General features: G+C 50.3%; 17 protein-coding genes and 2 pseudogenes. 6 read left to right on the top strand and 13 right to left on the bottom strand.

The features are described 5' to 3' along the window. Positions 1-11 precede the first annotated feature (11 nt). The 3 genes from OGV52_RS20810 (at position 12) to OGV52_RS20800 (ending at position 2,357) form a co-directional block, all read left to right on the top strand. On the top strand, positions 12-545 hold the full coding sequence (locus OGV52_RS20810) for a fimbrial protein (RefSeq protein WP_200052044.1): 534 nt from the start codon (positions 12-14) through the stop codon (positions 543-545). A 73-nt stretch (positions 546-618) separates the two neighbouring features. Continuing rightward, a complete protein-coding gene (locus OGV52_RS20805; RefSeq protein ID WP_200052045.1) occupies positions 619-1,449 on the top strand; it encodes a hypothetical protein in 831 nt (276 codons plus the stop codon). A 53-nt stretch (positions 1,450-1,502) separates the two neighbouring features. Next, complete coding sequence (locus OGV52_RS20800; protein ID WP_200052046.1) at positions 1,503-2,357, top strand: hypothetical protein; 855 nt, start codon at positions 1,503-1,505, stop codon at positions 2,355-2,357. Between the two features lie 13 nt (positions 2,358-2,370). On the opposite strand, the pseudogene OGV52_RS20795 reads toward OGV52_RS20800, so the two are convergent. The 3 genes and pseudogenes from OGV52_RS20795 to mppA all read right to left on the bottom strand — a co-directional run. Then, a pseudogene (locus OGV52_RS20795) lies at positions 2,371-2,655 on the bottom strand (replication protein P); the annotation flags it as partial. Beyond that, a pseudogene (locus OGV52_RS20790) lies at positions 2,655-2,849 on the bottom strand (Arm DNA-binding domain-containing protein); the annotation flags it as partial. The pseudogenes OGV52_RS20795 and OGV52_RS20790, both read right to left, overlap by 1 nt. 149 nt (positions 2,850-2,998) lie before the next feature. Beyond that, positions 2,999-4,612: a murein tripeptide ABC transporter substrate-binding protein MppA gene (mppA, locus tag OGV52_RS20785; RefSeq protein ID WP_200052047.1), complete on the bottom strand. Its 1,614-nt coding sequence runs from the start codon at positions 4,610-4,612 to the stop codon at positions 2,999-3,001. A 184-nt stretch (positions 4,613-4,796) separates the two neighbouring features. On the opposite strand from mppA, the gene mpaA reads away from it, so the two are divergent. Continuing rightward, positions 4,797-5,525, top strand: coding sequence for a murein tripeptide amidase MpaA (gene mpaA / locus OGV52_RS20780; RefSeq protein ID WP_016153210.1), 729 nt, complete (start codon positions 4,797-4,799; stop codon positions 5,523-5,525). Here the strand turns inward: mpaA and ycjG are convergent. Continuing rightward, positions 5,500-6,465, bottom strand: a complete 966-nt coding sequence (ycjG, locus tag OGV52_RS20775; RefSeq protein ID WP_016153211.1) for an L-Ala-D/L-Glu epimerase — start codon at positions 6,463-6,465, stop codon at positions 5,500-5,502. The genes mpaA and ycjG overlap by 26 nt on opposite strands. Before the next feature lie 115 nt (positions 6,466-6,580). On the opposite strand from ycjG, the gene tpx reads away from it, so the two are divergent. Further along, a complete protein-coding gene (gene tpx / locus OGV52_RS20770) occupies positions 6,581-7,087 on the top strand; it encodes a thiol peroxidase (protein ID WP_016153212.1) in 507 nt (168 codons plus the stop codon). Positions 7,088-7,140: 53 nt separating this feature from the next. On the opposite strand, the gene tyrR is transcribed toward tpx, so the two are convergent. The 4 genes from tyrR to pspE all read right to left on the bottom strand — a co-directional run bounded on the left by tyrR (position 7,141) and on the right by pspE (position 11,748). Beyond that, positions 7,141-8,685 carry a transcriptional regulator TyrR gene (tyrR, locus tag OGV52_RS20765; RefSeq protein WP_016153213.1) on the bottom strand — a complete coding sequence of 515 codons (1,545 nt, stop codon included), beginning with the start codon at positions 8,683-8,685 and terminating at the stop codon, positions 7,141-7,143. Positions 8,686-8,832: 147 nt separating this feature from the next. Then, positions 8,833-9,894 carry a YcjF family protein gene (locus OGV52_RS20760; protein WP_287109085.1) on the bottom strand — a complete coding sequence of 354 codons (1,062 nt, stop codon included), beginning with the start codon at positions 9,892-9,894 and terminating at the stop codon, positions 8,833-8,835. Further along, positions 9,891-11,288 carry a YcjX family GTP-binding protein gene (locus tag OGV52_RS20755; RefSeq protein WP_287109084.1) on the bottom strand — a complete coding sequence of 466 codons (1,398 nt, stop codon included), beginning with the start codon at positions 11,286-11,288 and terminating at the stop codon, positions 9,891-9,893. The genes OGV52_RS20760 and OGV52_RS20755 overlap by 4 nt, the downstream gene beginning before the upstream one ends. A 142-nt stretch (positions 11,289-11,430) precedes the next feature. Continuing rightward, the gene (gene pspE, locus OGV52_RS20750; protein ID WP_016153216.1) at positions 11,431-11,748 is read right to left on the bottom strand and encodes a thiosulfate sulfurtransferase PspE; all 318 of its coding nucleotides are present in this window, start codon (positions 11,746-11,748) and stop codon (positions 11,431-11,433) included. A 228-nt stretch (positions 11,749-11,976) separates the two neighbouring features. Between pspE and OGV52_RS20745 the strand changes: the two genes are divergently transcribed. Continuing rightward, positions 11,977-12,987 (top strand): LacI family DNA-binding transcriptional regulator, encoded by a 1,011-nt coding sequence (locus OGV52_RS20745; protein ID WP_016153217.1) that lies wholly within the window; start codon positions 11,977-11,979, stop codon positions 12,985-12,987. Positions 12,988-13,016: 29 nt separating this feature from the next. On the opposite strand, the gene OGV52_RS20740 is transcribed toward OGV52_RS20745, so the two are convergent. From OGV52_RS20740 to ycjS, 5 genes are all read right to left on the bottom strand, one after another. After that, complete coding sequence (locus OGV52_RS20740; RefSeq protein WP_046274545.1) at positions 13,017-13,922, bottom strand: OmpG family monomeric porin; 906 nt, start codon at positions 13,920-13,922, stop codon at positions 13,017-13,019. A 68-nt stretch (positions 13,923-13,990) separates the two neighbouring features. Then, positions 13,991-15,073: an ABC transporter ATP-binding protein gene (locus tag OGV52_RS20735; protein ID WP_016153219.1), complete on the bottom strand. Its 1,083-nt coding sequence runs from the start codon at positions 15,071-15,073 to the stop codon at positions 13,991-13,993. A 10-nt stretch (positions 15,074-15,083) separates the two neighbouring features. Beyond that, the gene (gene pgmB / locus OGV52_RS20730) at positions 15,084-15,752 is read right to left on the bottom strand and encodes a beta-phosphoglucomutase (protein WP_103283782.1); all 669 of its coding nucleotides are present in this window, start codon (positions 15,750-15,752) and stop codon (positions 15,084-15,086) included. Beyond that, entirely contained in the window at positions 15,749-18,025 is a 2,277-nt protein-coding gene (locus OGV52_RS20725) for a glycoside hydrolase family 65 protein (RefSeq protein ID WP_287109082.1), read from the bottom strand. Before OGV52_RS20725 ends, pgmB begins: the two co-directional genes overlap by 4 nt. Beyond that, a complete protein-coding gene (ycjS, locus tag OGV52_RS20720) occupies positions 18,022-19,077 on the bottom strand; it encodes a D-glucoside 3-dehydrogenase (RefSeq protein WP_016153222.1) in 1,056 nt (351 codons plus the stop codon). The genes OGV52_RS20725 and ycjS overlap by 4 nt, the downstream gene beginning before the upstream one ends. Between the last annotated feature and the right edge of the window lie 6 nt (positions 19,078-19,083).

Genomic DNA, 19,083 nt, shown 5'->3' with positions numbered 1-19,083 from the left:
AGGGAATAAAAATGAAGTTTAATATCGCTCCACGAAGAGTTATTTTCGGGCTAATTTTTGGAATGCCCTTGCTGAATCAACACTTATATGCTGCCAACGTTACATCTACGCAATTTACTGTTACTGGAGTTCTCGAGGCGAAGACCTGTTCTTTTAATGAATCCGCACTTACGGTTGACCTTCCGGAAGTCGATACTCATACTTTAAACAATAGTAATGATATACAAGGAAAAACTCAATTTACATTATCAATAAATTGTAGCGGCGGTGTTACATCCGTGAACATTACTCCTTCAGGTGTGACCGTTTCGGGCGGTGATAGTACTCTGTTCTTAAACACGAGCACTGCAAGAAATGTTGGATTAAGACTACTGGATAATAATGGAAATATACTGACTCCAGATGGACAAAAAAAGGTGACCTTTGAATATTCTGCTTCTGGCGGTAAATACACATTCTCAGCTGGGTATGCTCCAACAGGAAGTGGACGAGTAACAGGAGGAGCATTTCAGTCAGTGATAGAATTCTCCCTTGATTATAGTTAAGATCATATAAACTGGAACAACCTGCTAACTTAAAAAGAATTGATTAATAGTTTTTATTCTCTATGGGTAACAAATGAAATATATATTTTTGTTGTTTTTTTTAATACTAAATAATGCTGATGCTGCTGAATTAAAATGCTCTAATTTTTACTCAGAGTCAGTGTCGGGAGTGAGTACTCTCGACGGTGCAATTGTGCTAAGTGTTTCACCACCAGCATTTACACAAGCATTGCAAACAACAATGACTACAAAATTTGAACTCAACTCTCTCAAACCAGCAATGATACAAGCCTTATCAGGAAATCATATTATCTATCGAACTGACTATCCAATGTTTGGAAAGCCTGTAATTGACCAAGTACAGCATGGAGGACAAATTACTCAGAGCACACCTCAAAATATTCAATACACTTGGTATTTGGACAACAGCAATGATTACCGTACAACCCATTACGTCCTTCTATCTGGTTCGCCCACAGAAGCTTCCCCACCTGTAATCAATGAGGTGATTACAGGAGAAAGTGTTCTTTCTGCTCATGGATTCTCTGTTGTAAGTTACTCAAATGGCCGGCAACAATTCGTCGAAGCCAATTTGAATCTTAGTTCTGCACTCAAAACCACTGATTCAATAAACATTCCTAGTATTATAGACATTGAAAACTTAAGTGTCGGAACCAACAATTCCAAAACATCAATCGACTACTCATTAAACACTAACTCTATTCCAATATTTTTTACAAACTCCACCACACCTAGTGGTGCGCAATTAATGCTTAACAACAGTTCTCCGGTCCTATCGATAAAAGGATACACGCCGCCATTCCGCTTTGGGATGCATGTGTTACCTAATGCCCAGCCAGGTATTTACACTTCTACTGTAAACGCCACGTGGACTTGCCCATAAAAGACTATCAGTTTTTTATTGTTGAACGAATGTTTTTAATTGGAAAGACATACATGAAAAATATACTCTTAGCATTGATTCTTATTACTTCAACGACTGAAGCTGCGGTTTTACGATGTGAGCAACTAAAAGCTTGGAATTTGAGTAGTTCCCGTAATTTACCAGATGGTCAATCATCAAGCCTTTTGGTGGGAATAGAACCTAGCGGAGGAATTGCATTAGGCTCTCCGAAATTTAAAAACTTTCACATAACGCTTGACTTTCCAAATTCAGTGACGAGCACAGCGATAGCTGGAAATTATATTCGCATACATCATTCTTTTTCAGATGGCAATGCCTATTCTTACTCCACCACTCCTATTCCTGCAGGAGTTAATACTTTTAGTGTCACCATTCCATGCAATGAAAACATAAAAAATAAGTGTAATATAAAAAACTCAACCACAAATATCGTGCTAACATCAGAATACTATTCTTCGAAGGTTGCAAAAGTCAACACCAGCGTAACAATGCCTGTCAATGAGAATATTATCAATGTATCTGCACTCATAACATCCAATAACATACAAGTATCGGACGTGAAACTGACAGCCACAAGAATACTTGACGCAGTAAGCCAAATTGAAGATTCTATTACTATACCTGACACGATTAATTTAGGGCCATTATCCCTTGGGCAAAATAACAATACCAATGCAACGATATCCTATACAAAAAACACAAACAACATACCTATCCAAATACAAAAACGTTCTATTACAGAATCGACAAACCTGACTGTAAATGATGAGATAGTCAATACAACCATGCTGTTCACACCACCGCTCATATTTGGGTTAAACTTATTACCATCATCGCAGCCAGGTGAAAAATCAGCCACAGTTGGCTTGTCGTGGACATGCCCCTAATAGTATTCAAATATTATCGCTCTACATCATATCTTTCAGTCTTCATCCGCTCATATTTAGCTTTCAAAAGCTCTGCAGGGGTAGGCCCCTTCGGAGCCACTGGCGCCTCCAACGCCCAACGAACAGGCGGGATCGGCTTCCCGGCCAACACCCGCTTTTCCCACACATCCAGAATATCGCCAGCCTCATTCTCGAGTTCTTTCAGACTCAATTGGCCATCAGTTCCCCGACGCCGCAACTCCAGACAGATGTGGTAATAAACTGGCTTCGGCCACGGATAATACTCACTGCTCGGGTGGCTTCGGCAAGGCTAATGCCCTCTGGCCCATACCTTCCGATAGTGAGCGTTTCACGACGACCGTTAATGCGATAGTCATAACGAAACGCAACCGTACCTGCCGTACTGACGGTAACGTACAGGCCATCACGGTCTGATTACTTGTACATTTTTTCTTTAAGTTTCAGATTCTTGAGCTTTGTATCGGTAAGCATTGACGGTATCCAGTATCAAGAAATACCGTCAAAAAAATGAAGTTTCCTGATGCGGTTAACAAAGGTTAACGAGAGGTGCTGGCGCTGAAATCCGCGCCAGCTCTGGTTTTAGATGAGGTTAACGAAGGTTATCAGGAGCATGTATTCAACTAGTGCTTCACAATATACATTGTACGACTATAAGCCACATCTTCAGGGTTAGTAATTGGATACCCTTTCAGCCACGGTTTAATTAAACGCCCGTTGGTGTACTGATAAATCGGCGCAATGGGAGCCTGTTCCATCAGAATGTTCTCCGCGGCGTTATAATCAGCATTGCGCGCTTTCTGCGTATTCTCCAGGGTTGCCTGGGTCAACACTTTATCGTACGCCGGATTATTAAAGCGGGAGATATTGCCCGTATGGGTTGATGTTAATAGCGACAGGAACGTAGATGGTTCATTGTAATCGCCCACCCACGAGGCGCGGATCACATCAAAATTGCCGGTATTGCGGCTATCGATATAAGTTTTCCACTCCTGGTTTTGCAGTTTCACGTCAGCGCCGAGATTTTTCTTCCACATAGACGCGACAGCAATAGCAATCTTCTGATGATTTTCAGAGGTGTTATACAGCAGCGTCAGTTTAAGTGGTTTCTGTGGACCATAGCCCGCCGCACGCAGCAGCGTTTTCGCCTGCGCGTTCAGCTCTTCCTGACTCATTTGCTCAAACGGTGAAGGTTCCGGCACAAACCCTGCCGTTACATCCGGCGTAAAATGCCATGCGGGCTTTTCGCCGGTACCCAGAACTTTCTCCGCCATCAGGCGACGATCGATAGTCATGCTGAGCGCCAGGCGCACGCGTGAGTCGGCAGTCGGTCCCTTCTGGGTATTAAAGGCATAGTAGTAAGTGCCAAGCTGCGGCGGGGTATAAACCTGGCCCGGGATGTCCTTCAACAGTTTCTGATACATGTTTTTCGGGAAAGACTCGGTAATATCGATATCACCAGCAAGATAGCGCTTGGTCGCTGCCGATTCCTGGTTAATAGGCAGGAAGGTGACTTTTTGCAGCACCGTTTTGGCGTTGTCCCAATAATGCGTGTTCGGCACAACGTCCAGTTTTTCGTTCACCACACGATCTTTGAGCACATAGGCGCCGTTACCAATTAGATTGCCCGGTTTGGTCCAATCTTTACCGCTCTCAACGTTAGCTTTTTGTACCGGATAGAAAGCAAAACTCGCCGTCAGATTGGCAAACCATGGCAGCGGTTTATCCAGTTGGACCTTCAATGTACGCGCATCGATCGCGCTAACGCCGAGCTTATCTGGCGAGGCTTTTCCATCGATGATCGCCTGTGCGTTGTTAATACCCGCCAGCGCAGCAAACCAGGCAAACGGCGACAGCGTTTTCGGGTCAACCAGACGCTGCCAGCTATAGACAAAATCCTGTGCCGTTACCGGCGTACCATCTGCCCATTGCGCATTATCGCGCAGCGTAAACGTCCAGATACGGTTATCGTTGCTTTTCCACTGAGTGGCAACACCGGGCACAATCTCGCCCTTCTCATTCTGGTTGACCAGCCCTTCAAATAAATCACGAATAACCTGAATTTCAGGAAGCCCGACGGCCTTTGCCGGATCCAATGACGCCGGTTCGTCTTTGATATGACGCACCAGTTCTTGTTTTTCTGCCAGTACCGTTCCGCTGGGAACATCAGCAGCCCAGGATAATGAAATGCTGCTTACCAATAGCGCACCACAGGTTACTGAAACAGAATGCTGCATAAAATACCCTCAATTCCGGCTACTAAGTGAATGTGTAATTATTTGTATCGCCAGCAGGAAATGCAATTAACTTTCGACAAGGAAATAATATTACATCTGAAAAGATAAGTGTGTGAAAACGATTTGATTATCCATACATTTTGCACAACACTGCGAGTAACAATCCACGCATTCAGAGATGATTATGACCGTTACCCGACCCCGTGCCGAGCGCGGCGCATTCCCACCTGGAACCGAACATTACGGACGTTCATTATTAGGCGCGCCGCTAATCTGGTTTCCCGCAATGGCGGCCGATCGTGAAAGCGGTCTGATACTGGCAGGAACGCACGGCGACGAAAACGCATCGGTTGTCACCCTTTCCTGCGCATTGCGTACGCTTAATCCTTCCTTACGTCGTCACCATGTGGTGCTGGCGGTTAACCCTGACGGTTGCCAGCTCGGGCTGCGCGCAAATGCGAACGGAGTGGATCTAAACCGTAACTTTCCCGCTGCCAACTGGAAAGCGGGTGAAACGGTGTATCGCTGGAACAGCAGCGCAGAAGAACGCGATGTGGTGTTGTTGACCGGCGAAAATCCGGGCTCAGAACCAGAAACCCAGGCGCTGTGCCAGCTTATTCACCGAATTCATCCTGCGTGGGTGGTCTCTTTTCACGATCCGCTGGCCTGTATTGAAGATCCCAGACGCAGCGAATTAGGCGCGTGGCTGGCGCAGTCGTTTGAATTACCCCTCGTCACCAGCGTAGGTTATGAAACGCCCGGCTCATTTGGAAGCTGGTGCGCAGACCTGAACTTACACTGTATAACCGCCGAATTTCCGCCCATCTCTTCAGATGAAGCGAGCGAGAAATACCTGCTGGCCATGTCCAATCTCCTGCGCTGGCACCCTAGAGATGAAGTTGTCCGGTCGTAAAATGCAGGGCCGGCTCCGCGTCGCTGGCAAGCCAGGTCGGGCCATCAAGATCGGCAAAGTTAACCTGCGGCGTAAGCGGTAACGCCGCCCCAATCGCCCGGGAAGTACACAGCATGCAGCCCAGCATTAGCGCAAATCCCTGCTCGCGGGCTTCGGTTGCCAGCGCCAGCGCCTCCGTCAGGCCGCCTGTTTTATCCAGTTTGATATTGACCATTTCATAGCGCCCGTGCAGCGCTTTCAGGCTGCTGCGGGTGTGGCAGCTTTCATCTGCGCAGATCGGCAGCGGATGCACAAAATTTTCCAACGCGGCATCGTCCTGCGCTGGCAGCGGCTGCTCCAGCATCGCCACCCCTAAATCAGCCAGAAGCTGGCAGCGTGCCGCCAAACCTTCTGCCCGCCAGGATTCATTGGCGTCGACAATAATCGTGGCATCAGGGACTGCTGCACGAATAGCAACCATCCGCTCGCTAATCAAGCGCGCATCCAGCTTAACTTTTAGCAGTTTCGCGCCATTTTCCCACAGTGCAGCCGCACTCACCGCCATTTGTTCCGGCGTACCAATTACCACGGTTTGCGCCGTCGTCACCACTTCCGCCAGTTCACTTCCCACCAACTCTGCCAGTGACAATTGCTGTTGACGCGCACTCAGATCCCACAACGCGCAGTCCACAGCATTACGCGCGGCTCCCGCTGGCAGCAGCTTTTGCAGCTCTTCACGCGTCAGTCCATTTTCCAGTTGTGGGGCAATGCTCATAATTTGCGCCAGCACTGAGGCATCGCTTTCACCATAGCGCGGATACGGTGTGCACTCGCCGATACCCGTGACGCCGTTTTCTGCCACTTCAACCACTACCACATGCGCTTCGGTTCTGCTCCCACGGGCAATAACAAAGGGAGTGTGCAGCGGCCAGGCTTCCTCATACACCTTAACTGTTCTCATTTGCTTTCCTTAATGCAGTCCCTGAAGCGGATATCCGCAAATAGCGTTTGCCGTGTTAACTGCTGATGGCATAAACTAGCCTCGACGTTAACTATATGTAAACAGGAAGATAACCATGTCACAAACCGTTCATTTCCAGGGCAACCCGGTTACAGTTGCCGGCTCAATTCCTCAGGCTGGAAGCAAAGCTCAGGCTTTTACCCTTGTGGCTAAAGACCTGTCTGACGTTACGCTGGGCCAGTTCGCAGGCAAGCGCAAAGTGCTGAATATTTTCCCAAGCATCGATACCGGCGTTTGTGCGGCATCGGTACGTAAGTTTAACCAACTGGCGACAGAAATCGACAATACCGTCGTACTGTGCATTTCGGCCGACCTGCCATTCGCCCATTCACGTTTTTGCGGCGCGGAAGGTCTGAGCAACGTTATCACGCTGTCCACCCTGCGCAACGCAGAATTTCTGAAAAACTACGGCGTAGAAATCGCTGAAGGCCCACTGAAAGGTCTGGCCGCACGTGCCGTGGTCGTTATTGATGAAAATGACAACGTCGTTTTCAGCCAACTGGTCAATGAAATCACCAACGAGCCAGACTACACTGCTGCGCTGGACGTACTGAAAGCTTAAGCCACGTTTGCATACAAAAATGCCTCCGCAGGGAGGCATTTTCATTTACCGCGTTACTCTTCGCTTTTTTTCTGCTGGCTCAGGCCGTATTCACGCAATTTGTTGGCAATCGCGGTGTGCGAAACGCCGAGGCGCTTGGCCAGTTTGCGCGTGCTGGGATAATTCATATAAAGCTGCGTCAGCACAGAGCGTTCAAAGCGGCTGGTAATTTCATCCAGCGATCCTTCCATCACCTCTTCTCCGACCGCAACCGTTGCCGCATCGTAATCCGGCAGTAAAATATCCTGCGGCCGCAGCTCATAGCCTTCAAGCTGGGTCAGCGCCCGGTAGATGGCATTTTTAAGCTGACGCACGTTGCCCGGCCAACCGTAGCGGGTTAACACCGTGCTGAGATCGGCAGACAGCTTCGGACGCGGCACGCCCTGCTCGTCGGCGAAGCGCGCCACAAACAGTTCGGTAAGCGGCATAATATCCTGCGGGCAATCGCGTAGCGGCGGCAGATTTAGCGTCAGTACATTCAGACGATAATAGAGATCTTCACGGAAAAGCCCTTTCTGCACCATTTCCACAAGGTTCTTTTGCGTCGCGCAAATCACGCGGACATCAACATGAACTTCGTGATCTTCTCCCACGCGGCGGAACGTGCCGTCATTGAGAAAACGCAGCAATTTGGTCTGCATACGCGGCGACATTTCACCAATTTCATCTAACAGAACCGAGCCGCCATTCGCCTGCTCAAAGAAGCCTTTTTTGCCTTCCGGGGCATGGCCAAACAGCTCACTTTCGACCGCATCTTCAGGAATTGACGCGCAGTTCAGCGCCAGATACGGCTTCGACGCACGCGGGCTTGCCAGGTGGCAGGCATGGGCAAAGAGATCTTTGCCGGTGCCGGTATTACCAGTAATCAGCAGCGGCGCACTCAGTGTCGCCAGCTTACGCGCCTGTTCCACTACGTGTTTCATTTTGGCGCTGACGGCAATAATCTGGCTAAACGCGCTCAGATCCTGCGTAGTCATATTTTGCAGCTGACGCCCCATCCGGATGGTGGAGCGCAGCATGACAACAGCACCGGTCAGCATCTGCTCCTGATTTTCACCCTGCAAATGGACAGGCGTAATCTCCATCAGGAAGTTCTGTCCGTTAATTACGACATGCTCGCTATGAGAATCCTGCGGATTGCTTTCGAGCCAGCGCTGGAAGTTAAACCCATTGATTAACTGGGCGGCGGTATGATTGCGCATCCGATCCTGAGTGTGCGCGAAAAGCTGGCAGCTCGCAGGGTTCGCCATCTCGATTTTGCTTTTCATATCCAGAGAAAGGACCGGTTCTGGTAACGCCTCAAGCAGCGCGCTCAGCGCAAGATGTTCTCGTTCGGAAGGCATCCAGGGCACGGTACGCACATCCGTAACCCCTGAAATACGGCGGATTTCAGCCATCAGGCTACTGAAGTTGGTGAACTCCAGTTCCGCAAAATTGAGGTAAATCCGCCCGATGGGGTCAATCTCGATACCGCGTAAATCAATGCTTCTCAGCACCAGTAAATCGAGCAGTTCGCGGGTCAGACCAAGTCGGTCTTCACAAAAGACTTCCAAACGCATAGGAACCTTCACCTGGACAAGGGATTATGTATTAAATGATAAGACAGTATTGGGTTTGCAGGAAGAACTCTGTCAACAAATATTGACAGCTCGCTGGAAAATCAGGCGCCGGGACGTAAAGTTAAACGACTGGCGCCCAATTTTTAGCTAACTTTCGCGCGGAGATTTGTTCTTTTGTAAGGTATCTTTCACCTGACCAATCAGTTGACGGCGAAAATCGCCCAGTCGTGGCTTATCGTCATCGATCCACGGCAGCGGTCGGCAAAGTTCCATGGCTTTAATACCCAGACGCGCCGTTAATAATCCCGCGCCAATACCCTGCGCGGCACGCGTCGATAAGCGAGCGGCTAAATCCTGCGACATCCAGTCCATTCCCACTTCCCGCACCAGCTCACTGGCCCCGGCAAAAGCGATATTTAGCAGCACCAGGCGGAACAAACGCAGGCGGCTGTAATAACCGAGTTCAATGCCATACAGCGAGGCGATGCGATTAATCAGCCGCAGGTTTCGCCAGGCAATAAACGCCATATCCACCAATGCCAGCGGACTGACGGCAATCATCAGCGTGGACTCCGCCGCTGAACGGCTAATCTCACGTCGGGCCTGCGCGTCCAGCACCGGCTGCACAAGATGGGCATACAGGCTGACGACTTCGCGATCGTTCTGCGTTTCATGAATTGAGGCATACCAGCGCTGTAGCGCCGGATGGGACTGATCGATACCCGCCTGCTGCGCCAGCTTTTCACAAAATGCACGACCTTTTCCGGTTCCATGGCTGTGGAGCAGATCACGCGCTTCATCGCGCTCGTGCGCACGCTGGCGCAAACGCCATAGCCGACGCCACTCGGTCGCAACCGATCCGACACCTGCGCCGATAATCAATGCGCCAGCGGCACATCCTCCCAGCGCAACCCAGTCCTGAGTCTGCCAGGCGTTCATGGTCCATTGTACGCCCTGAGCGACAACGCTCGCGCCAAACAGCGCCAACCCGCCCATTACCATTTTGCGCCACAAACTGCGTTTGGGGCGTAGGGCCGCATCAATGACGGCTTCTGCCTGACCTTCGTCTTGCAGAGGTTCATCCACTGTCGCCGGAGAAAAAGTCTGCGCCTCTGTTTCATTGAACATCTGCTGCGCTTTAAACGCCGCGTTTTGTTCCACGTCTAGCGGACCTGAGAAATCGATACGCGGTTTTAACGGCTCGCTCATCGCAATTTATCTCCTATTAAAAACTCCATCGCGGCATCAAGACGAATATGCGGTAAGGGTTTATCGACATCCATAACCTGCGGGCGAAACGCCTCAAACTGAAAGCCCTGACTGTCCCAGAATGCTTGTCCAGGTAAACGCGCGGGCACTTCCCCCGGATAAACGGTTAGCGGTTCACCATCGCTCAGACGATGACCACACAGCGCCGGGATCTTTTCGCCTTTCACATCGATCAGGCCGCTGGTGGTTGCCTGTACTGATGCCAGTCCCAGACAATCCATGCTGATACCTTCAAACGCAGCGTTTTGCCAGGCGTCCTGGATCAACTGCTGCAATAACGACACCATATTGGCGTGCTGATCGACCGTCACATGGTCGGCTTTGGTGGCGGCAAACAGCAGTTTGTCGATCACCGGAGAAAACAGCCGACGAAACAGCGTACGCTGTCCGTAATGGAAGCTTTGCATCAGTTGGGTGAGTGCCAGACGCATGTCGTTAAACGCCTGTGGCCCGCTGTTGAGCGGTTGCAAACAATCGACCAGCACAATCTGACGGTCAAAGCGCAGGAAGTGATTCTTATAAAATCCCTTCACGACTTTTTCACAGTAATAATTAAACCTGTCGCGTAGCATGCCCGCATTGGTGTGTTTGTCTGCCTGCGCCAGCTTCGATTCCCCCCAGGCATCAACGTCCGGCCACGGGAAGAACTGCAGCGCAGGCGCGCCCGCCATATCTCCAGGCAGAACAAAACGGCCTGGCTGAATAAAATGCAGTCCCTGCTGCTTGCACTGGTGCAGATACTCCGTCCAGGCGGCAGCGATTTCCGCCAGACGGTTTTCATCAGCAGGCGCCAGCGGATCCAACCCATGGCATAACTGCCGCCATCTTGCCGACCATTCGCCACGCTGTCCCTGTAATAATCCGGTCATTTGCCGCGACCAACTGAGATAATCCTGGGCCAGCATCGGTAAATCGAGCAGCCACTCCCCCGGATAATCGACGATTTCCAGGTACAGCGTGGAGGTGTCTTTAAAGTGGCGCAGTAAAGAATCATTGGATTTGTAGCGCAGCGCGAGGCGTATTTCACTCACACCGCGCGTAGGTGTCGGCCAGGTCGGTGGAGAGCCATACAACTGCGCCAGTCCCTCATCATAGGTAAAGCGCGGAATACCAAAATCGCGTTGTGGAACCCGTTTAACGCCGAGCAGACGCTCTTCGCGCACGCAACTGAGCAACGGCAGACGCGCACCGGCATGAATATTGAGTAACTGGTTTACCATCGCGGTGATAAACGCCGTCTTACCGCTACGGCTAAGTCCGGTGACAGCCAGGCGCAAATGCCGGTCTACGCCGCGATTAACCAGCGAATTGAGTTCATTTTTAAGTCGCTTCATCGCCATCCCGTTTTGCTGAAGGAACCGAAGAAATTATAACAAACAGGAAGTAAAGATAGGGGTCAATTCTTACTTATCAACTACCTGAGCTGTAACAGGCGGCATTATTCTTACCGCCTGGAGCAGAAGGAATGCGGGCGGTTTATTGATTCTCTACTTTAGGAAGCGCTATCTGATTGATGCCACCTTCGTTGGTCACCTGCGTGTAGCCCATTTCCGTCAACATATCCTTCGCCTGCCCCGATTGACGCCCGGAGTTGCAGTACAGCTTCACGGTGTCGGTCTTATCAGGAACTTCAGCAGCGATACGCGCCTTCATCTCTTTTAATGGAATGTTGACCGCCCCCTGAATATGCTGCTGTTGATACTGTTCAGGAACGCGAACATCAATCCAGTGCTCGGCTGCAAAAACCGGCATGCCGATGACCAGTGCCAACGCTAATACGCCTTTTTTCAACATAATATCTTCCTGACTGATGGTTGGATTTAACCAACACACTATACGCCAGTTCTTAAGAAAATATTGCGATCGCATTATCACCCTCTGCACCCGTGGACGAGACTTCCTCTGGTTGCGCATACTGCGGTTAGTTTTTTGATTTTTCTGCCCGCATTCCGATATTGTTGTCATTCGCCAATTAACTCCATAATATGTTCGCCATTGACTCTCGGACGGAGCTTGGGATCTATGTCTCCTACCATTTATGATATTGCACGAGCCGCTGGCGTATCAAAATCCACGGTATCGCGCGTGCTTAATAAGCAAACCAATATCTCGCCGGAAGCGCTTGAAAAAGTGCTGCGTGCTATTGATGAGTTACAGTACCAGCCCAATAAACTTGCTCGCGCACTCACCTCTTCCGGGTTTGATGCAATAATGGTGATATCTACCCGTTCAGCAAAAACAACCGCCGGTAATCCGTTTTTCTCTGAAGTGCTTCATGCTATTACTGCCAAGGCTGAAGAGGTCGGTTTTGATGTCATATTACAGACGTCGCGAAGCACTGAAGATGATTTACAAAAATGTGAGAGCAAAATTAAGCAGAAATTGATCAAAGGTATCATTATGCTGAGCTCTCCCGCCGATGAATCTTTTTTTGCGAGGCTGGATAAATACAACGTACCGGTCGTGGTTATTGGAAAGGTTGAAGGCGACTACGCCAATGTCTATTCTGTAGACACAGATAATTATCGCGACAGCATTACGCTAACTGATGCGCTGATTGAGAGTGGGCACCGTAATATAGCCTGTTTGCACGCGCCGCTTGATGTTCATGTTTCTATCGATCGCGTTAACGGATATAAAGCCAGCCTTCAGGCGCATAATATTAAAATGCGCGATGAATGGATTGTTGACGGGGGCTATACCCATGAAACAGCCCTGCTTGCTTCACGAAAATTACTGAGTCAGCAGCCGTTACCCGATGCCGTATTTGCCACCGACAGCTTGAAATTAATGAGCTTATATCGCGTGGCGGCTGAGAAAAATATAACCATCCCGCAACAACTTGCCGTTGTGGGCTACAGTAATGAGCTGTTGTCTTTTATGCTCACGCCCGTTCCTGGGGGAATTGATGTGCCTACCCAGCAGTTGGGTGAACAAAGCTGTAATTTATTATTTAACCTGATTGCGGGTGAGAAAGGATTACAAAATATCACGGTGAGCACACAAATATCGCTGGCCGACTCACTGGTGTAAAAACTGGGGCATACATGCCCCAGTATATTTTAGAATGCGTAGTTCACGCCTATACCAGCATAATGGAATCTGTCGCTTTCGCCTTCGTCGTGATCTTCCCACTCATAGGCATACTCCAGTGACATTGATAAACCATTCTGGAAATCATATGCATACAGTAAACCGAGACGATTGAAATTATGGCCTTCACGTTCCGGATCATCTCGCCAGTCCCAGTTTGACCAGCGATCAAGCCCCAGACGGGTATACGGCGTCAGGGTGGTATTGCCTAAAGACAACGGTAAATATGCACGAATTTCCTGGGTTGAGAACTCACCATTATTGCGCGAATCAGCCAGATTAAAGCCGCGTTCAAGGTAATAATTGACCGTTAAGCCCACCGTTTCGTTAAACCTGTAATTCAGACCGGTCTCGCTTTCGACACGACTATCGGAGTAGCCAGTAGTATTCAAATCATTAACGAATTGATACATCGACAGCCAACCGCTAAAGCGCAGGTCGTCGGTCAGTTTAACATCCCAGTCCGGCTGAACTTTCCAGCGCTGCATATTAGCGGTGTCGTTTCCTGGTTCATTGACATAGTGATAACCGTAATTACGGAAGCCACCGGTCAAACCGAAATTAACATCTTCACTTTCCAGGAATTGATAGCGGACTTCCAGTTCTGGGCGGTCAAACCAGGTACCACGCTTACCATCGCTGTAATCAACCGGTCCTTCCTGATAATAGGCCAGCGATATTTTCCACGGCCCATTAGAGGCATTGAAATAGACGGACGGCTCAGCCAGTCCATCCATATCTTCGCCCTGACCTTCAACGTTTTCTATTTCGTACATAGCACCAATGTTAAAGTGCCAGTCATTATTTTCAGCAGCCTGCGCGCAGGCCATTCCTGCACTCATAATCAGCGCAGTAGCGGACAGTAGGGTTTTCATTATTATTCCTTGTTAAAATACTCGCAAAAATGCCCCAAGGCTTGGGGGGGATTTATCCCCCCGGAATTTTATTGAATAGCCACTTCAGTTTCAGCATCAAAGAAATGGCATTTCGCCATATCAAAATGAATAGTGATATTTTCTCCTGCATGATAATCATTCACAGCCCCAGCACGGACCACCAACTCATGCCCCCCAACAATGGTATAAAGCATAAATTCAGCGCCGGTTAATTCTGCAACGCTAATTTTTGCCGATATACTATTTTCATTATTAAGCTGCGGGTGTATATCTTCAGGACGAATTCCCAGAGTGACCGCCTGATGTTCATAACCCTGCGCTTTTAATTGTGCTAATTTATTTTGTGGAATCGTTAATTTCAGTGTTTCAGTAACAAACTTATCACCATCAATCGCGCCACGAATAAAGTTCATGGCCGGTGAGCCAATAAATCCGGCGACAAACATATTAGCCGGGTGGTTATAAACCGTTTTCGGCGCACCAACCTGCTGAACAATGCCATCCTTCATAATCACAATACGCGTCGCCATAGTCATGGCTTCGGTTTGATCGTGGGTAACATAGATCATGGTGGTATTGAGTTTCTGATGCAGTTTGCTAATTTCAGCCCGCATCTGAACGCGAAGTTTGGCATCGAGATTCGATAAGGGTTCATCCATCAGGAAGACCCCCGCTTCACGTACAATCGCACGCCCCAGCGCCACACGCTGACGCTGACCACCGGATAACGCGCCGGGTTTACGCTGCAAATAATCGCGCAGGCCAAGGATCTGCGCCGCCCAGTTGACGCGCTCCTCAATCACAGCAGGCGCTATTTTCTGCATTTTCAGACCAAACGCCATGTTGTCATAGACGGTCATGTGTGGGTACAACGCGTAGTTCTGAAAAACCATCGCAATGTTGCGTGATTTCGCCGGCACATCGTTCATCCGTTTACCGTCAATCAGCAGATCGCCGCCGCTGATCTCCTCCAGACCGGCGATCATGCGTAACGTAGTTGACTTCCCGCAGCCGGAAGGTCCAACAAAAACAATAAACTCTTTATCTTCAATTTCCAGATTGAAGTCTTTAACGACGTGTACCTGGTTGTCGTAAATTTTTTGAATGTGTTGCAACGAAAGCTGTGCCATGTTGAATCCTTTACTTGTCGTGTTGCCAGAAAGCCGATAAGCACGGCCACGTCAGAAATTCGGTTGCCGGAAGCAGCAAGTCTGCCCCATTCAGCCCTTTACCGATGCCGACAGAAAGCATGCCGCAGGCGTTGATTGCATCAATTCCCGCTTGTGCATCTTCTATGCCAATACATTGTTGCGGGTCAACGCCAAGACCCGCGCAGGCTGCCAGGAAAATTTCCGGATCCGGTTTCGAGCGGGTTATCAATGCCGCATCCGCACAAAAATCAAAGCAAGAGCTAAGATTAAGCGCTTGTAAAATAGCCGGGGCATTGCGCGACACAGAGGCCAACCCCACCGGAATCCGTTCTTCCCGCAACGTCATCAACAGCTCACGTATTCCCGGTAATACCGAGTTAACCGTCAGCTGGCGCAAAGAATGGACATACAGTCTGTTTTTTCTCTCGGCCAATTGTGCGCAGGCCTCGGGAGAAAACGCCCCCGCCTTCCCACCATGGTGCAAAATACGCTGTAGTGATTCGCCGCGACTAATCCCTTTCAGGCTGTCATTAAATGCTTCGTCGATCACAATCCCTATTTCATCGGCTACCTGCCGCCAGGCCAGAAAATGTAGATGCGCGGTATCGGTAATCACGCCATCCAAATCAAAAATGATGGCCTGTGGTTTGAGTATCATTCATCGCCCCTTTCTGTGGTAGCGGTCCCATAAGCGGGCGAAATAATGGCGTCATTGCGGATTACGGTTTCCCCCTGCACGGAGACCTTTTCACCATTGACCCAAAGGACAATCTGCTCGGTACTGTTAATACGGATTTCAGCCGCATTAATGATTACCTGCATATCGATGCCCTGCCAGCGCAGCGGGAAACACAGCGTTTGCCAATGAGCCGGTAAGGCAGGAGCAAGGTGTAACTCCCCGTGGCGAATATTCACGCCGGCAAATCCCTGGATTGCGCCCAGCCAGATGGCGCCCGTTGCCGCAGCATGAATGCCGTCATCGCAGCTATGTGGGTCCTCCCCGAGATCGATAAGCGATCCTTCACGCCAGAACCGATAGCCCTGTGCCGGATCACCGCAACGCGCTGCCACAATCCCGTGGATCGCTTTACTCAACGAGGAGTCATGAATTGTGCGCGGCTCGTAAAAGCGCAGGTTTGCCAGACAGGTTTGCGGGCAAAATTGCTCCGGTAACATGTAGGTCAGCATCACCACATCGGCCTGTTTGAGAATTTGCATCTCATTGACTTCTGCACGGGAGTAATCGAGCAAAATCGTCTGCTTGCCCGCTTTGGCTTTGTACTGTGACAGATCGATAGCCGGTTTGCTCAGGAAGGTATCATCCTGAGGTAGCACGCCATCGGGCTGAATTTCCGGTCGCCAGAGATGCTGTAAAAAATACTCTGCGCGGTGAATAAACGTCTCATCACCGCAGCCCAACCGACGGGCAAAACCCAGCGCCTGTTCCACGTTGTACCAGGCCATGTAGTTGGTGAACGCGTTGTTGTTCACATGCTCAGTGTATTCATCCGGGCCAATCACATCGTGGATCTCTAAACGATCGTTAACCATGACCGCCCTGCTGATCCAGAACTTCGCCGTTTCCAGCAGCAACGTCATTCCCTCACGGGACATGAAGTTTAGATCCCCTGAGGCATGCCAGTAATTGATTACCGCCCAGGCAATATCCGCCACGAGGTGATGTTCAGCCTGCGCGGAGGCCACTTTCTGACGCAGTCCGGTACGGATGTTGATCGCCGCAAATTCAGGCGTTTCCTCATCACCGCTGCGAGCGCTTTCCCAAGGGAAAAGCGCTCCCTGCCAACCGTTACGGCGGGCTTTCTCACGCGCCCCCGACAGATTATGCCAGCGGTAACGCAACAAACTTCTCGCGGTTTTCGGCTCGGTAAAGAGATGAAACGGTAACAGAAAGACCTCGGTATCCCAGAATATGTGGCCTTTATACCCTTCCCCCGTCAAACCTTTGGCCGCAATACTGCTGCGCTCATCGTGGTCAGGAGTCATCACACGCAGATGATAGAGCGCATAGTCCAGCGCTCGCTGATCGCTGGCATCAGTGCTGGTGACCTGAACGCGACGATTTTGCCACCAGGCATGCCAGTTAGCAGTCGACTCCGCCAGCAGAGCGTCATAGCCCTGCTGCGCGCACGCTTCCAGGTTGCGCAGCGACTGGCGTCCCCAGGTCTCAAGCGACAGGCTGCGTTCGCTCGCCCAGTCTACCCAGCTAATTTTTGTCAGCGTGACGCGCTGTCCGGCTTTCGCCTGCACGCTGTTGTGTTGTAACAGCCGACGTTCTTTCGCGGTGAAGCAGCGCTGCGCTGCACCGTCTACATCGCAATACGTGGTGATAGCGATATCATTACGATTGTCCTGGGTGGTGTAAATCCCTTGCATAAGATGCTGGCCAAAGACCCGGACCTGCGTTTCATCCAAATGCTGACGACCATGATTGGTCATCGTGGCGTCAATTCCGGTCGAGATACCAATGCTGGCATCGCCATCCAGTGGCGTGACGACAACTTCCATAGCAAACAGCGGCAGTTTTTGTGCCGAGACAAATCGCCGGCTCTCAATGGCAAAACGCGCCCCGCCAGACGCACGCCAGGTAAGCGCGCGGCGTAATTCCCCACTGGCAAAATCCAGTTCACGTTGCCAGCTTTCGATAACGCCGCTGGTGAGCGAGAAAATCTCACCATTGAGTGAAATCTCCACCCCCACCACATCAGGCAGATTAACCAGTTCATTAATCTCGCCTTTCCCTGCCCGGTGATACAGTCCAGCAATGTACATGCCGCGAGTTTGTAAGGTGTAGGCTTCCTCGTGGCTGGCGCGAATCCCCATATAACCGTTACCGGTCGTCATGAGTGACGCATATTTATTCAGGTTGTGTGGGCAAAAAGCCGGTTCAGTTAGCATTACTGGCCTCGTCATAAGTCTACGTAGGTCCCTGTTTCAGCCGATTGATACAGTGCGGCAACCAGTTGTTGAATAACGACGCCTTGCTCTGCGTCAGCAATAGTGACAGGCTCGCCCTGGACATGATTCACAAAAGCTTCCATGCTGCGATAATGACGATTGTCATCGGCCATTTCGCGCTGAAGCAGTACGTCAAGCGTCCCCTCACGATCGGTATAAACCTGGGCCGGGAATAACGTCGCCCCTGCCAGATCGCCGCAGAAATTAACGTTCATAATCGATTGTTCCGGGATATTCAGCGCGAAAGAGGTTTCCAGTCGCAGGATACCGCCGTTATGAAATTCAATCGTCCCGAACAGAGAATCCTCCACGGTATACGTCTCGGGATCCCATTTCCCAAACTGGCCGCTGTTTTTACGCGTGCCAATGCGTTGATAACTGTGTGCGTTAACGCGCTTTACTGCCGGAAACCCCAGCACATACATGGCGGCATCAAGCATATGGATGCCGAGATCAATCAGCGGCCCGCCGCCCTGCAGTTCTTTGTTGGTAAATACCCCCCAGCCGGGCACGCCGCAGCGGCGCAAGGCGCGGACATTGGTGACATAGATTTCACCCAGCACGCCGGCCATCACCTGCTCACGAAGCAGCTGCGTATCCAGTGCGAAACGATGATGAAAATCATAAGCCAGAACTTTCCCCCTTCGACGCGCCGTGTTACACATTTCCAGCGCCTCGGCTGGCGTCATCGCCGGAGGTTTCTCACACATCACATGGCATCCGGCGTTCAGCGCCAACATGGTGTGTTCATAATGAAAACGATTGGGTGAACAGATGCTGACGATATCTGGCTTAGCCTCGCGTAGCATCGTCTGAGGATCGTCCCAAACCTGCGGATTGCCGTATTTCTCTGCCAACGCCTGTGCCTGTGACAGGCGGCTGTCACAGACAGCCACCAGTTCCAGATCGTTGCGGGTGCAGTAGTACGAAGCATGAACTTTATCCGCCACCTGCCCGGCGCCGATAATGGCGATGCGTAGCGGAGAGCTTGTCAGTGCACTTTTCACAGAAAT

Source organism: Citrobacter sp. Cb041, assembly GCF_030336655.1.
In the GTDB taxonomy this organism is placed as follows: Bacteria; Pseudomonadota; Gammaproteobacteria; order Enterobacterales; family Enterobacteriaceae; genus Citrobacter; species Citrobacter braakii.
This window is presented reverse-complemented; position numbering and strand designations above follow the sequence as displayed.